The sequence below is a fragment of the Cryobacterium breve genome (assembly GCF_027594785.1).
Classification (GTDB): Bacteria; Actinomycetota; Actinomycetes; order Actinomycetales; family Microbacteriaceae; genus Cryobacterium; species Cryobacterium breve_A.
In genome coordinates this window covers 2,364,066-2,378,600 of the sequence record NZ_CP075584.1, presented here as the reverse complement: position 1 = coordinate 2,378,600, position 14,535 = coordinate 2,364,066, and the positions used below count along the sequence as shown (strand labels likewise).

The 14,535-nt window shown below is 66.3% G+C and carries 8 protein-coding genes, 1 tRNA gene and 4 pseudogenes; 3 read left to right on the top strand and 10 right to left on the bottom strand.

The features are described 5' to 3' along the window. Positions 1-106 precede the first annotated feature (106 nt). The 7 genes and pseudogenes from pknB to KIV56_RS11605 form a co-directional block, all read right to left on the bottom strand. Positions 107-1,834 carry a Stk1 family PASTA domain-containing Ser/Thr kinase gene (pknB, locus tag KIV56_RS11635; protein WP_281533582.1) on the bottom strand — a complete coding sequence of 576 codons (1,728 nt, stop codon included), beginning with the start codon at positions 1,832-1,834 and terminating at the stop codon, positions 107-109. Between the two features lie 79 nt (positions 1,835-1,913). Next, positions 1,914-3,647: a serine/threonine-protein kinase gene (locus tag KIV56_RS11630; RefSeq protein ID WP_281533581.1), complete on the bottom strand. Its 1,734-nt coding sequence runs from the start codon at positions 3,645-3,647 to the stop codon at positions 1,914-1,916. Beyond that, positions 3,644-5,096 (bottom strand): annotated as a pseudogene (locus tag KIV56_RS11625) (peptidoglycan D,D-transpeptidase FtsI family protein). Before KIV56_RS11625 ends, KIV56_RS11630 begins: the two are co-directional and overlap by 4 nt. Then, positions 5,093-6,496, bottom strand: coding sequence for an FtsW/RodA/SpoVE family cell cycle protein (locus KIV56_RS11620; protein WP_281533580.1), 1,404 nt, complete (start codon positions 6,494-6,496; stop codon positions 5,093-5,095). The pseudogene KIV56_RS11625 and the gene KIV56_RS11620 overlap by 4 nt, the downstream one beginning before the upstream one ends. Next, positions 6,489-7,718, bottom strand: coding sequence for a PP2C family protein-serine/threonine phosphatase (locus tag KIV56_RS11615; RefSeq protein ID WP_281533579.1), 1,230 nt, complete (start codon positions 7,716-7,718; stop codon positions 6,489-6,491). Before KIV56_RS11615 ends, KIV56_RS11620 begins: the two co-directional genes overlap by 8 nt. Before the next feature lie 4 nt (positions 7,719-7,722). Next, positions 7,723-8,345 (bottom strand): annotated as a pseudogene (locus KIV56_RS11610) (FHA domain-containing protein FhaB/FipA). Continuing rightward, positions 8,342-9,107, bottom strand: a pseudogene (locus KIV56_RS11605) (FhaA domain-containing protein). Before KIV56_RS11605 ends, KIV56_RS11610 begins: the two co-directional pseudogenes overlap by 4 nt. A gap of 281 nt (positions 9,108-9,388) precedes the next feature. On the opposite strand from KIV56_RS11605, the gene KIV56_RS11600 reads away from it, so the two are divergent. Continuing rightward, a tRNA-Leu gene (locus KIV56_RS11600) sits at positions 9,389-9,472 on the top strand. Between the two features lie 104 nt (positions 9,473-9,576). Here KIV56_RS11600 and KIV56_RS11595 read toward each other — a convergent pair. Next, the gene (locus KIV56_RS11595; RefSeq protein ID WP_281533578.1) at positions 9,577-11,118 is read right to left on the bottom strand and encodes a ferredoxin reductase family protein; all 1,542 of its coding nucleotides are present in this window, start codon (positions 11,116-11,118) and stop codon (positions 9,577-9,579) included. Positions 11,119-11,380: 262 nt separating this feature from the next. Between KIV56_RS11595 and KIV56_RS20440 the strand changes: the two are divergent. Further along, positions 11,381-11,737: pseudogene (locus tag KIV56_RS20440) on the top strand (DUF6611 family protein); the annotation flags it as partial. 16 nt (positions 11,738-11,753) lie between these two features. Next, entirely contained in the window at positions 11,754-11,984 is a 231-nt protein-coding gene (locus KIV56_RS11590) for a DUF6611 family protein (RefSeq protein ID WP_281533577.1), read from the top strand. A 26-nt stretch (positions 11,985-12,010) separates the two neighbouring features. Here the strand turns inward: KIV56_RS11590 and KIV56_RS11585 are convergent, their stop codons facing one another. Beyond that, positions 12,011-13,726, bottom strand: coding sequence for an ABC1 kinase family protein (locus KIV56_RS11585; RefSeq protein ID WP_281533576.1), 1,716 nt, complete (start codon positions 13,724-13,726; stop codon positions 12,011-12,013). 37 nt (positions 13,727-13,763) lie between these two features. Beyond that, positions 13,764-14,333: a PadR family transcriptional regulator gene (locus KIV56_RS11580; RefSeq protein WP_281533575.1), complete on the bottom strand. Its 570-nt coding sequence runs from the start codon at positions 14,331-14,333 to the stop codon at positions 13,764-13,766. Positions 14,334-14,535 lie beyond the last annotated feature (202 nt).

Genomic DNA, 14,535 nt, shown 5'->3' with positions numbered 1-14,535 from the left:
TGCTGATCTCACCGAGTTTCACACCTGAAAACGAGTTGCTCGCGATGTGTGCACCGATGGCGCGAAAGCGGGTGAGCCGTCGGTCAGCTCCGCTGATACCGACGGCTCACCCGCTTCCGCGGGCCGGGGCGGGGACTACTTGGCGCAGTAGGTGAGTGCGACTTCGGACTTCTGTTGCACGTCGCCGGGGGCCTGGGATTGCTTGGTGATGGGTGAACCCGGCTGGCTCGCACAGGTGGTGTCCGGAGTCGGCATCGGTACGAGCTGGACGCTCGGGCTCTGCAGGAGGCTCACTCGCTGCCGTCAGAGACTGGCCGACGAGGTTCGGCAGGGTGACGAGGCCGCTGGAGATGAAGAGATTGATGGTGTCGCCGGTCTGGGCACTCGCTTGCAAAGCCGGGTCAGTGCGCAGCACGAGGTTGGGTGCGATCGTCGCCGAGTTCTCCTTGGTGATCGACCCTGGCAGGAGCCCGAGAGCACTGATCGCGGACTGGGCGTCGGCGGTCGGCAGGTTCGTGACATCCGGCACGGTCACGGGCTGCGGACCTGTTGAGACGTAGACCTTGATCACATCGGTCGGTTGGGCGATCGTTCCGGCAGGTGGATCTGTACGGGTGACCTTGTCCTTGGGCACCGTGGCGCTGGCCTCCTGGGCCATGGTGGCCGCGAGGTCCGATTCGATCAGAGTGTTCTGAGCGGTCTCGTAGCTCTGGCCGACCAGCGAGGGCACCTTCCGGGAGCTGTCCGGAAGGTCGCTGCTCGGAGTAAGGCTGAAGGCCCAGATCATCACAGAGAGCACGATCACGATCACACTGAGGATGCCGGCCCAGATCCAGATGATCGGAGGGCGTCGCTGGGTGCGCACCATCGTTGCGTCCTCGGCGAGCTGTTTGAGGGCGAGCTCGGACCCGGAGGTTGCCGTCGGCGGCGTGCCGAAGAGGCTCGCGGTGGCTTCGTCGACGGGGCGGTGCAACGGAATCACGCCCGACCCGGCGATCTCGACATCCGTTCGGAATTCGACAGCACTCTGATAGCGGGCGAAACGGTCCTTTTCGAGGGCGCGCATCACGACGACGTCGAGGGCCGGGGACACCTTGGGGTTGATCGAGCTCGGTACTACCGGGGTCTCGCTGACGTGCTGGTAGGCGACAGCGACCGGGGTGTCGCCGCGGAAGGGCGCACGGCCGGCGAGCATCTCGAAGAGGACGACGCCCGTGGAGTACAGGTCGGTGCGGGCGTCGACGGATTCGCCCTTGGCCTGTTCCGGGGAGAAGTAGGAGGCGGTACCGAGGATCGCGGTCGTCTGTGCGACCGTCGTGGAGGAATCGGAGATAGCTCTGGCGATGCCGAAGTCCATCACCTTGACCTGGCCGGTCTTGGTGATCATGATGTTGCCGGGCTTGATGTCGCGGTGCACGACGCCCGCGCGATGCGAGTACTCGAGCGCCGTCAGTACACCGTCGATGATGCGCACGGCCTCGGTGGCCTGGACAGGGCCTTCGCGGATGATGTCCTTGAGCAGGCGTCCGTCGACGAATTCCATGACGATGAACGGAATCTGCGACTCGAGACCGCCGGGTTCTCCGACGGTCTCCTCGCCCGCATCGAAGACGCGCACGATCGTGGGGTGCGCCATCCGTGCTGCAGCCTGCGCCTCCTGGCGGAAGCGGGTGCGGAAAGCGGGATCGGCCGCGAGGGAGGACTTCAGGAGTTTGATAGCCACCGTGCGGCCGAGCCGCGCGTCGGTGCCGATATGGACGTCGGACATGCCGCCGCGACCAATGAGTGCCCCCACTCGATAGCGGCCTGCGAGCAGGCGGCCTTCATCACTCACAGACTCACTCCCACTCTTGTCGACCAGCGTCCCCGGTCACCCAGATCTTGGCTATTTTACCTGAAGTACCCAAGCTCGCTTACGGGGCGACCGTGACCGGCGTTGAGGACGGTGACCAGCCGGAAGCAACCTGGCCGCAGTAGTACAAGAACTTGACCGTCACCGGCCCCGGCGCCGCGCCCGCGGTGACCGTTGCGGTAGTGACATCGGCAGGCGTCGGGTTCGCTGACGCTACGGCGCCGCCGGTGGCCTCGAGCTTGTACCCGGCCAGCGTCTGCCCGGCAGGGCAGGACTGGGCCGCCCAGGTGTACGTGACCGTGCCACCGGGGGCGACGGTGACCTTGTCCGCCTTCGGGGCTGCGGTCGGGGTGTCCGGCACGAGGGCCGGTGCGTAGACCGTGACGGTGATCTTCTCACCCTTCTTGACCGGGCCGGTCGGGTTGACCTTGTAGACCGTGTCGACAACCTGAGTGGCCGGGTCGACTGAGGCGTTACCCGTGACGACGTCGGCGACGAAGCCCAGCTGCTGGAGCATTGTGCGGGCCTCCCCGCTCGTCTTCCCGAGGAAGTCGGCCTCGGTCACCTCCGCCGTTGTGGGCGTCGGTGTCGGTGTCGGCGTCGGCGTGTTCGTCGGTGTCGGAGAGGGTGTCGGCGTCTTCGATGGCGTGGGCGCCGGGGTGCTCGACGTGCTCGACGTCGTGACCGGGGTGTTTCCGCTGTTCTGCTGGGAAACGAACGCGATGATGCCGCCGATGAGCACGAGGGCGAGGAGCGCGATCAGTGCGATGAGAGGCCAGGTCCACGGGCTGCGCTTCTTCTTCGCTGCCTCCTCGGCCTCCGCCGCTGCCGCCGACGCGCGCGTGACGGGCGGCAGGCCGGAGGGAAGCAGCGTGGTGGCCTGGGCGTTCGCGCCAGCACCGGGCATCAGCATGGTCGCCATGGTGGGGGTGACCCCGTTCATGACGGCAGGAACGGAAGCGGCCGCGAGTGCGACATCACCGCGGCGCAGGGCCGTTGCAGCCCGCGCGAGGTGGGCCGCAGAAGCCGGGCGATCCGCCGGGTTCTTGGCGAGACACGAGATGACAAGGTTGCGGACCGGCTCCGAGACCGTGTCCGGCAGGTCGGGCGCGATTTCGTTGATCTGCGCCATCGCGATGGCGACCTGAGACTCTCCCGTGAACGGGCGGCGTCCGGCGAGGCACTCGTATGCGACGATGCCGAGTGAGTAGATGTCGGTCGTCGGTGACGCCGAGCGACCGCTCGCCTGCTCGGGCGAGAGGTACTGCACGGTGCCCATGACCTGGCCGGTTGCGGTCAGGGGAACCTGGTCCGCGATGCGGGCGATACCGAAGTCGGTGATCTTGACGCGGCCGTCCGGGGTGATCAGCAGGTTTCCGGGCTTGATGTCCCGGTGTACGAGTCCGGCGGCGTGGGCCGCGTGCAGGGCGGATGCCGTCTGCGCGACGATGTCGAGGACCTTATCGGTCGGCAGGACATGCTCGCGTTCGAGGATCGTCGACAGGGCTTCGCCGGGAACGAGTTCCATGACGAGGAACGCGCTGCCGTCTTCTTCTCCGTAGTCGAAGACATTGGCGATGCCTTCGTGGTTGACGAGAGCGGCGTGACGGGCTTCGGCGCGGAAGCGCTCGAGGAAGCCCGGGTCACCGAGGTACTCGTCTTTCAAGATCTTGATGGCGACGGTACGACCGATTACGAGGTCGACGGACTGCCAGACCTCGCCCATTCCGCCGATGGCGATCCGGGACTTCAGTTCGTAACGTCCCCCGAAGGTGAGCCCTGCTGTGGGTCTCATTTGTTCAGCACCGCCTCTAGTACCTGCTTTGCAACGGGTGCGGCGAGCAAATTGCCGTACCCCTTCTGGCCAAGACCTCCGCCATCCTCGACGAGGACGGTGATCGCGTATTTTGGATCTTCTGCGGGAGCAAAACCGGTGAACCAGAGTGTGTATGGCTCGTTAGTTCCGTTCTCGGCCGTGCCCGTCTTTCCCGCCACGTTGACCCCGTCTATTCTTGCATTGCTCGCCGCGCCATCCGCGACGTTATTGACCATCATCTGGGTCATCGTGGCCGCGGTTGCAGCGCTGATCACCTGTTTCACTGTCTTCGGCGTAAAGCTTTCGAGCGGGCTGAGATTGGGGGCGATGATTTCCTCCACGAGGTTCGGCGCCATCTGCACTCCGCCGTTCGCGATTGTCGCCGACACCATCGCCATCTGCATGGGCGTTGCGCGCACTTCGTACTGCCCGAACGCCGACAGTGCGGTCTGCGCGTCGTCGAGGACCGTGGGGTACACGCTCGTCGCGACATCGAGGGGTACCGAGTAGCTCGTGTTGAACCCGTACTTCTCGGCCATCTCCCGGATGGCCGTCGACCCGAGCTGCAGCCCGAGCTCGGCCATGGGAATGTTGCAGGACAGGCGCAGGGCGGTGGCGATCGTGACCGTGTCACCGCCGCCGCAGGTGCCACCGCCGGAGTTGATCACGATCGACGAGCCTGCCCGGCAGCGTGAAGGTCGCCAGGTTCGGGAAGGCACTGTCGGGGGTGAACTTGCCCGATTCGATCGCAGCGGATGCGACGACGAGCTTGAAGACGGACCCCGGAGGGTTGAGCGCATCGATGGAACGGTTGATCAGTGGGTTACCCGGGTCGCTCACGAGGCTCTGGTAGGTGTCGGTGACGGCCTGGTTGTCGTGCACGGCGAGCAGATTCGGGTCATAGCTCGGCTTGGACACCATGGCCAGGATCCGGCCGGTCTTCGGCTCGGTGACGATGACCGAGCCGGTGAGGTTTCCGAGGGCATCCCAGGCGGCCTGCTGGGCGACGGGGTCGATCGTGACCTCGACCGATGCGCCCTTGGACGCCTGCCCTGTGACGAGGGAGTTCATCTGGTCGAAGAACTGGGAGTCCGAGGTTCCGCTGAGTTCACCGTTGAGCGCGCGCTCGAGCCCCGTCGCGGCACCGTTGATGGGCAGGAAGCCCGTGACGGGGGCGTAGAGCGCGGCGTTGCTGTACGTGCGCAGGTACTTGTAGTTGTCGTCTGTCGGGACCGACTGTGCGATCGGGGTGCCGGCGACCAGGATGGCGCCGCGCTCGACCATGTAGCTGTCGTAGAGTGTGCGGGTATTGCGGGAGTCCGCGGACAGGCTTTCGGCCTGGAAGACCTGGATGATCGTCGTCGAGGTGAGCAGGGCGACGAACATCAGCATGACGACGATGCTGACGCGCTTGAGTTCGCGATTCAACAGACCACCAGCCGGGGTTGGTTACGAATGGTGTCGGACAGGCGCAGCAGGAGCGCGACGATGATCCAGTTGGCGACGAGCGATGACCCGCCGGCCGCAAGGAACGGCGTTGTGAGCCCCGTGAGCGGAATGACCCTGGTGACACCGCCGATCACGATGAAGCACTGCAGGGCGACGACGAAGGAGAGCCCGACGCCGAGGAGCTTGCCGAAGTCGTCGTGCCCGGCGAAGCCGATGCGGATGCCGCGGGCGACGAAGAGCAGGTACAGGGCCAGGATCGCGAACAGCCCGGCGAGGCCGAGTTCCTCGCCGAGGCTCGCGATGATGTAGTCGCTCTGCGGAACCGGGGTGATTTCGGGGCGACCCTGGCCGAGGCCGGTGCCGAGAAGCCCGCCCTTGGCGAGCCCGAACAGGCCCTGGACGAGCTGGTAGCTGCCGCCGTCCGCGTTGTACACGTCGGGGTTGAGCGCATCGAGCCAGTTCTGGAACCGGCCGTGCACGTAGTCGAGGGTCTGGCTGGCGATGATCGCGCCGCCGATGAAGAGGGTCATCCCGAGCAGCACCCAGCTGAGGCGGCCGGTCGCGATGTAGAGCATGACGAGGAACAGCCCGAAGTAGAGCAACGCCGTTCCGAGGTCACGCTGGAAGATGATGACCGACATCGACAGGGCCCAGAGCACCAGGATCGGACCGAGGTCGCGCAGCCGCGGGAACTTCATCCAGAGCACCCGGCGGCCGACCATCGACAGGCTGTCCCGGTTGCGGACCAGATACCCGGCGAAGAAGATCGCAAGGGCGATCTTCGCGATCTCACCGGGTTGGAAGGTTGCGAAGGAGCCGATGCCGATCCAGACCCTGGCACCGCTGACCTCGCGGCCGAGGCCGGGGACGAGAGGGAGGAGGAGCAGGACGACCGCGACGAACCCGGACACGTAGGTGTAGCGGAAGAGCACCCGGTGGTTGCGGATGACGAGCATCACCGTGATGGCGCAGGCGATCGCAAGGCCACTCCACACGGTCTGGCGCACAGCGGCGCTGTTCCAGCCGGCGTCTCCGTTGGCGATGTCAATGCGGTAGATCATCGCAATCCCGATGCCGTTCAGGAGCGTCGCGATCGGCAGGATGAACGGGTCGGCGTCGCGCGCGACGAAGCGCAACACGATGTGCAGGCAGAGCACGAGCCCGGACAGCCCGGCGCCGAGCACGACGAGGGTCGTGTCGATGTGCCCGAGCGCTCCGAGCTGGACGAGCACGACGGCCGAGGCGTTGATCCCGCACGCGACGATCAGCAGGAACAGTTCGACGTTCCGCATCTTCTGCGGCAGGTGCAGTCGCCTCGCGCTGCCGGGCTTGGACCTCGGCGCGCGCGCGGGAGCATCCGCTGCCCGGGAGTTACTCATTCTTGGCCTTCGTCAGGCGATCGATCACGAGGCGGGCCTCATCGAGCGAAGCGGCGCTGATGGTCTGCTCGACCTGCTGCCGGTCGTAGACCCGCAGGTCTGTGACCTGGAGCGGGGTCTCTTCGTAGACGGAGTGGAGGGAGATGGGCCCGAGGTCCTGTTGCACGCCGCGGAAGATGGCGACGGTGCTGCCCTCGACGCCGACGTAGTAGCGGGTCTGGGTCCACTGGTAGCCGAGGATGCCGCCGCCGACAAGCGCGACGATCAGCAGGATGACGCCGGCGAGCCACGTGGCCTTGCGACGGCGGGCGCGGCGGGCGTCCTCCTCGATGAGTTCGGTGAGGTAGTCCTGAGAGTCGGGTTCGAAATGGGTTTCGCGAACGGGGTGCAGGCGCAGGCTCGACATCCGCAGGGCGCGGCTGCGTCCGGGCTCCTCCCCGAAGGCCAGCGGGGCGGATGCCGACCCGACGACGACGGGGGTGTCGACGCGTTCGTCCGGCGCACCGATGTCGACGACGACGATCGTGACATTGTCCGGGGCTCCGCCGTCGAGGCTCTCCTTGACGAGACGATCGGCGACGCCCTGCGGATCGAGTTCGCTCGAGAGTGCGGCGGCGATGCTCGTGTTGGAGACGACGCCGCTCAGTCCGTCAGAGCAGATCAGCCAGCGGTCGCCTGCAAAGGTCGCGAGGATCGAGGTATCGATCTCGGGGGCGGCCTCGACGTCGCCGAGTACGCGCATCAGGACCGAGCGGCGAGGGTGCACCATCGCCTCCTGCTCGGTGATGCGGCCGCTATCGACGAGACGCTGCACGAAGGTGTGGTCGATCGTGATCTGGGAGAGCTCGCCCTCGCGCAGCAGGTAGATCCGTGAGTCGCCGATGTGGGCGATCGCGACCTCGTCGTTCAGCACGATGAGGGCGCTGACGGTCGTGCCCATTCCGGTCAGCTCGGTGTGCTCGTAGACCGTCTCTGCGAGGAGCGAGTTTGCCGCGATCAGGGCGGCCTGGAGGGCGAATTCTGCGTCCTGCGGGCTCTGGAAGTCCCGGTCGGCCTCGATGATGCGCTTGGTGGCGATCGCGGAGGCGACGTCGCCGCCGGCGTGCCCGCCCATGCCATCGGCAACGAGGAACAGGTGCTGGCCAGAGTAGCCGGAGTCCTGGTTGTTGGACCGGATCCTTCCAACGTGGGACGCGGCCGCGCTGTGACTGACTGTCGCCATGGACCTACCGCCGAAGCTCGAAGCTGGTCGCGCCGATCTTGACGGTGGTGTTCAAGGGGACAGGAGTCGGAACCGCGAGGCGAACGCCCGCGAGGAAGGTGCCATTTGTCGAATCAAGATCCTGGATCATCCACTTGTCATTCCACAGCATCAGCCGGGCATGGTGGGTCGACGTGTAGTCGTCGCGAATGACAAGACTCGAATCGGCGGACCGCCCGATCGTCACAGAATCGACGGTCAGGGGAATTCGGTGCCGGCCTTCGGGCCGGAGGTGATCACGAGCCGGGTCGCGTTCTGGGCGGTGGCCTTATCGCCGGGGCCGAGGTCACTCTTCGCGGCCTGCGCCGAGAACTGTTCCGTCGGTGCCGCAGCGGATGCCGGCGGCGGCTGGACGAAGGCGAGGGCGGGGCCGGCCTGCATCACCGGCGCCGCGGCCGGAACGGCAGAGGGGAAAGCTGCGGCGAGTCCCGCGGACGCCACGGCGGGGGCGCCATCCTTGGGCTGCTTGCGCACGCGCTGGCCGAAGAGGTCGCTGCGGAGGGCATAGACGATGCCGAAGATGAAAAGCCAGAGCACTAGCAGGAAACCGAGCCTCAGGACGAGCAGGGTCAGCTCGCTGACATTCATGCGGAGGGCCCCCAGAATCCGCCCATGTCGTGGCGCTCGTGCGGTGCGGCGGGAAGGTCGGTGCGTTGCCCTGCGGAGGCGGCGGGGGCATCCGCGTGCGCCTGGGCGAGCACCCGGAAGACGATGCGGGTGCGGCCGATCGTGATGACCGAATCCGGTTCGAGGATCGCCTGCTTGACGGGGACACCGTTGAGCCTGGGAACCGTTCGTGGAGCCAAGGTCGCGCACCTGCGCACGGGCGCCGTCCCAGGTGATCTCGACGTGGCGGCGGGAGGTGCCGGTGTCGTCGATCGTGATGTCGGCATCCGTGCCGCGACCGATGACCGTTGTCGACTTGCGGAGCGGGTACCGCTTGCCGCCGACGTCGACGACGGGCGTCCAGGTCACGCTGCCCTTGACGGTGGACGAGTCGATCTGGACCATGCCCTCGCTGAGGCCGCGGTCATCCGAAAGGCTGATCGAGATGCCGCCGGCGAACTGGTAGCGCTGCTCGTTGCCGTGCTGCTGGACCAGGTCGGTGAGCTCGTCGATGAGCGCCGGTCCGAGGTTGGTCATGCGCTGGAAGTCGGTGTGGCTCATGCGGACGGTGAAGCGATTGGGCGCGAGGATGCGGTCGCGGGACACCACAGCTGCCTTGGTGTCGAGTTCGCGACGCAGCGCGGAGGTGATCTCCACCGGCTGAAGTCCCGACTTGAACGTCTTGGCAAACGCACCGTTTACGGCGCGCTCAAGACCTTTTTCAAAGTTATCCAGAATGCCCACAGGTCTCCCGATCCGATCCTTTCGGCTATCAGCATGTTACTTGCCTCGCATGTCAACTTGCCCGCCGGGCACATGGGACGGGGAATTGTCATCCTACGGGAGGCAGCTATGCGTACGGGTTTGGCCGGATTTCCGTCCGGCCAGGAGGCAGTCTTGCACGACTCGAGTTCCCGAGGGTCACGAGACCGTAAACGAGTGGATGCTGCGCGCCCCTTCCCGCCTCGCCCGGCGACCGGACGAATGGCATTCGCACCCCGAATAGTGCTAGCCTCTCTAAGTTCGCGCGAGTGGCGGAATTGGCAGACGCGCTGGCTTCAGGTGCCAGTGTTCGAAAGGACGTGGGGGTTCAAGTCCCCCCTCGCGCACAGTGGGTTGATTGCAGAAATGCACAACCCGGTCGGACAAGAAAGGCCCCCGAGAAATCGGGGGCCTTTCGTCATTCCCGGGCGCACACTAGTCGTCGCGGATGTCAGAAGGCGAAGACCTCCTCGTGCAGGCGGGCAGGCGGATGTCCGGCGTCCTTCAGCGCGGACCGGACGGCCCGGGACAGGCCGCGCGACGCGCACACGTAGACGTCACGAGCAGCCACGTCGGGCACGAGCCGGGTCAGGTTCGCGCCGGTCATGCCGTTCCCGGGATCGGACGAAGGCCCGATCATCCAGACGATCGAGGCACCGCGCAACCGGGCGATTTCCTCGAGTTCGTCGCGGAAGATCACGTCATCCGCCCGTGAGGCCCGGTAGAGGAGGGTCAGCGAGCCGTCACCGACCTCGAGCTCTTCGAAGAGGGCGCGCATGGGAGTGATTCCCACGCCGCCAGCGATGAGCAGAACGGATTCACGCGTGCGTTTGCGTTGCGTCATGGCCCCGTACGGCCCCTCGGCGAGCACGCGCGTGCCCGGACGGAGGGAGTGAAGCGAATGGCTGCCGTTCCCGAGAGCCTTCACAGTGATCCGAAGCAGGTCATCGCCGGGAGGCGCAGACAGGGAGAAGGGGTGCGCGGAACGCCAGACCCCCGGCGCCAGAAATCGCCAGCGGAAGAACTGGCCGGCTTCGACGCGCAGCTCGTCGATATGCCGCCCGCGCAGAATGACACTCACGACGCCGTTCGCTTCGGGCACCAGACGTTCGATCCGCAGCCGGTGGCGCCACGCGTGCTCGAGCGGCTTGAGAACGCGATAGCGCAGCACAAGCCCCAGGGCGAACACGAACAGCAGGGTCCAGGCGATCTGGAACCCGGGCCTGCCTGCGAGGTCGGGACCGGCCAGTTCATGCGCGAACGACAGCGCCAGGGCGAGATAGCTGAGCAGGTGGATGCCGTGCCACGTCTCGTAGGAGACCGAGCGGCGGGCTGCCCGGACCGACATGACGGCGATCACGCCGAACAGGACCGTCCCGATGGTCGCCGCCACCAGCCCCGGCATGCCCAGGACGGCGAGGGTCGCCGTGAAGGCATCCGCCCAGTGACTGAGCATCCAGGAATGCACGGCTGCGACCGCATGAATCGCCAGGACGACGATGAAGACGCGACCGCCGACGCCGTGCCAGCGAGCGAGCCGGTCCGCGCCGATCGAGCGTTCGAGAAACGGCGCGCGCGACATCAGCACGACCATCACTGTCACGACATATCCGGCCAGGAATCCCGCGGTGTGAGCGAGGATGGCCGAGCCGAACTGGAGGGGCGGTCGGAGGTCGACGAAGGCGAGTGCCGCCGACAGGACGGCGCCGATCACGATCAGTGCCTTGATGAGCGCGGCCGAAATGAGTGGCCGCTGCGATTGTCGATGACCCGTCACGGCTGGCTGTCCGGCACGATCGCAGGCGCGGCCGGTGAAACCTCCGGAGCCTGCTGCGACCATTGCCGCCGCTGACGCGGTCATCACGACAACGACGGCCAGGGATGTGAGCCAGTTCAGGGCGGTCCACGCGCTCCGGGAGACGCGGGAGGCGTTCACTCTGTGGTGGGGTGCAGCCGGTCCGCGGGTGCGCCGGTGGGCCGGAACTGAGGTCATGGTCCTTCCTCCAGGGTGAGATCAGACGAGCGGAACTTTCCTCATCGTGCGACCGAAGGTGATGACGGTGCTGCGATGCGTCTTGGAACAAAACTGGGTTCAATTGTGGTTCACATCCCGAAATTCCGGCAGTCACCGGGTAGATCCACACGAGATTTACAGGTTCGTGAGAATCCCTCATGTTGGCACATCCTGCGCACCTCGAGCGCAGAGCGCCGTATTTCCGGCGTAGTGAATCCGTAGGTAAACACCGTTTCGCCGCATGGATTCCGTAAGGACGGAGTGGCTCGCGTCGCCACGGGATGACGCTGGATGGGTGAACAGCGCTCGAACGGACCCCTCGGAACTCACGCTCAGTCGGTGGCTCTCGCCACTCCTCGACGGACGCTGCCGGTGGGGCAGCTACACGGTGTCGGCCGGTCGTTACGGCAGTACGAGTCAGCGGCTCGTGTTGTATCCAGCGGGGATCTCCGCGCGGCAGCGCCGGCGGGTTCGGGTGTGGCGCGGCTGGATGGTGCTCGGCCTGGTGGCCGTGTTCGGAGTGTTCGCGACGCTCGTTGAGGCGGGTGCACCGAGACTCCTGGTGATCACGGCCTGCATCGGGTTTTACGTCGCGAGCACGGTCGCCGTCGCCCGTGCCGCCGGATCGATTCGTCGAGGCGTCCTCGAGCCTGACGGTCGTGAGCTCGAGCCTCACCCCCGACACGCGGCTCTCCGCCGAGTCCCGTTATCTGGCGGGGCTCGCCTCGACGCTGCTGATCGCCGAGGAGTCACTAGCCTGCGGAGCGTCGTCTCCCGCGGATCACGAACTGGTGTGGTCGTCCGCGTATGCCGACGCCCAGCGCCACCTCGGCGCCGGGCGATGATATTGGCCGGGACTTCCACAGGCTCCTTAGGGCAGGGGGCCTCGGCGGGCGACGGCGCCGGCGAGTGTGGCGTGCAGCAGCGGAAGCACGGACACGGCCATGAGCACCGTTCCGAAGACGACATCGTCCGCACGGAGCAGGATGCCGCCGATCAGCAGGGCGGTGAAGAGCACCGCAGAGATGATCCGTCGCCCCGTTCGCTCGAGGCTGCCGAGGCGGCGCTCGATCCGAGGCGTCTGCACCGTGAGATTGCCTTCTTCGACCCGCGTGATCAGGGTGTCGAGCCGCCGGGGCAGCCGCCCGATGATGCCGGCCGCCGACACGGTGCGCTTCACGAGATCCTGGACCAGGTTTCCGCCCTCTGCCCGGATCAGCTGGGCCGAGTACGGCTCGACGGCGTTCCAGATATTGAAGGCCGGGTCGAGCGAACTGCACATGCCGCTGGTCAACGACATCGCGCGCACGATGAGCAGGAAGTTCTCCGGCAGCTGGACCGGCAGCGTGCGCACCACATCGCCGAATTCGTTCGCGAACGCGCGGAACTCACGCGGATCGACTTCCTGCAGTTCTGCGAAGCCCATTCCCCCGAAACGGGCGAACAGGGCCGTCAGCGCCCGTTCGAGTTCCGCGGTGTCCGCAGACGGCAGGAGGACTCCCACCTCGCGGATGCCGTCCACCATGCCCTTGCCGTTGCGGGACGCGGCGGCGATGAGCAGGTTCCGGAGACCCCGGCGCAGGGCATCGGGTACCTCGCCCATCATGCCGAAGTCGATGAACGTGAATTTCCAGGCCCTGCCGGGGGCATCCGCTGTTGTGGCGGAATCCTCGCGCGCCAGCGGGGTGACGAAGATGTTGCCCGGGTGGGGGTCGGCGTGGAAGTAACCGTTGACGAAGAGTTGGTCGAACATGACCGCCGCGAACTCATTGGCGACTTCGGCCGGATCAATGCCCGCGGCCCTGAGCCCATCGACGTCGTTGACCTTGATGGCGGTGACGTCCTGCAGGGTCAGCACGCGCCGCGTGGTGCGTTCCCAGACGAGTTCGGGCACGCTGACGCGGGCGTCGTCCGCGAAGTCCCCCGCGAATCGTTCTGCGCTCGCGGCTTCGTGCAGGTAGTCGATCTCCTCGAGGCTGGTCACCGCGAACTCCTCGACGAGGACGGGCATGTCGACCCGATCCGAGACGAGGGGAATGTGGCTGAGCCAGCCGGCGACGCGGCGCAGGGCCCGGAGGTCCACGTCGACGATCTCGCCGATACCCGGACGCTGAATCTTCACGACGACGTCGAGCAGACCCGTCTCGGCAGCATCCATTTCCGAGAGCCGCGCACGGTGAACCTGGCCGAGGGATGCCGCTGCGAGCGGAGTCGGATCGACGAACGAGAACGCGCGCTCGAGTGTCACACCCAATTCGGCCTCGGCGAGGGCCCGGATGGCCGGGAACGGTACGGCAGGGACCTCGTCCTGCAGTCCCTCGAGTTCCTTGGTGATCTCGGGCGGCAGCACGTCGAGCCTGGACGACATGAACTGCCCGACCTTGATCATGAGGCCGCCCAGGTCGACCGCGAGCACGTGGAAGCGTTTCGCGATGTGCTGGAGCCGTGCGGAACGATTGCGCGCCGAGAGCCGCGCGAGCCCGATCCGCGGGAGGAACAGTTCGTACCACCACGTCTGGGCCAGGTAACGAGCGGCAAAGCGCAGGATCCTGCGATAGCGGGCGCGCATGACCCGATCGTCGGTCATCTGATTTTCTGGACGCCGGCGTTCTTCGGGCACCCGCTCAGTCCTGGGCGAGGATGGTGTACAACTGGCGACGTGCCTCGTCGAGGACGGCGACCGCTTTGTCCACTTGCTCCGGACTGCCGGAGCGCCCGACCTGCGCGGCCGCCTGGGCCAGGCCGATTCCCGCCTTCGGCAGTGCGGTCGCCCGGCCGCTGTCGCGGGCACTCGGGGCCTCCCACGGGGCGGAGGTGTCGGCAGCGGCATCCGCTACCGCGCGGCCCTCGTCGGTGAGCGCATAGGTCTTGCGCCCGTTGGCTTCTTCGGCCGTGATGAAACCCTCGTCTGCGAGGAGCTGGAGCGCCGGATACACGGAGCCGGGACTCGGCTTCCAGGCGCCCTTGCTGCGCTCCTCGATTTCGTGGATGATCTGGTAGCCGTGCATCGGCTGCTCCAGAAGGAGCGCGAGCACCGCGGCACGGACGTCTCCGCGTCCGACCCTCGTGCCGACCTTCTGTTCGAACTGGCCGCGCAATTGCTCCATCGCTTCCCAGATGGCGTTGCCGGCCCATCCTTCGCCCGGTCCGCCCTTGCGTCCCGGAAATCCGTCTCCCATAAATGAACCACTCATGATGACCTCCTCAGCGCCGTACCAGAGCTCGACGATACCTAACGATATAACGTTCAGCGCTGCGATTGAGCTGGACGTCAGAGCGGCGCGCCCACCCGCACCGCGGGTTCTCGGCTCGGTATTCCGGAGCGTAGGCTGAATTCCGTCAGGGCAAACAATGTTCCACCCAACGGAACAGGCGCTGTTGTGCCCTGCGGTACGT

What these genes read in the sequence shown, in the direction of transcription:
- KIV56_RS11595 (WP_281533578.1), bottom strand. Translation starts at nt 11,118, where the DNA reads ATGACCTCAGTTCCGGCCCACCGGCGCACCCGCGGACCGGCTGCACCC.
- KIV56_RS11620 (WP_281533580.1), bottom strand. Translation starts at nt 6,496, where the DNA reads ATGAGTAACTCCCGGGCAGCGGATGCTCCCGCGCGCGCGCCGAGGTCC.
- KIV56_RS11615 (WP_281533579.1), bottom strand. Translation starts at nt 7,718, where the DNA reads ATGGCGACAGTCAGTCACAGCGCGGCCGCGTCCCACGTTGGAAGGATC.
- KIV56_RS11630 (WP_281533581.1), bottom strand. Translation starts at nt 3,647, where the DNA reads ATGAGACCCACAGCAGGGCTCACCTTCGGGGGACGTTACGAACTGAAG.
- KIV56_RS11585 (WP_281533576.1), bottom strand. Translation starts at nt 13,726, where the DNA reads ATGACCGACGATCGGGTCATGCGCGCCCGCTATCGCAGGATCCTGCGC.
- KIV56_RS11580 (WP_281533575.1), bottom strand. Translation starts at nt 14,333, where the DNA reads ATGAGTGGTTCATTTATGGGAGACGGATTTCCGGGACGCAAGGGCGGA.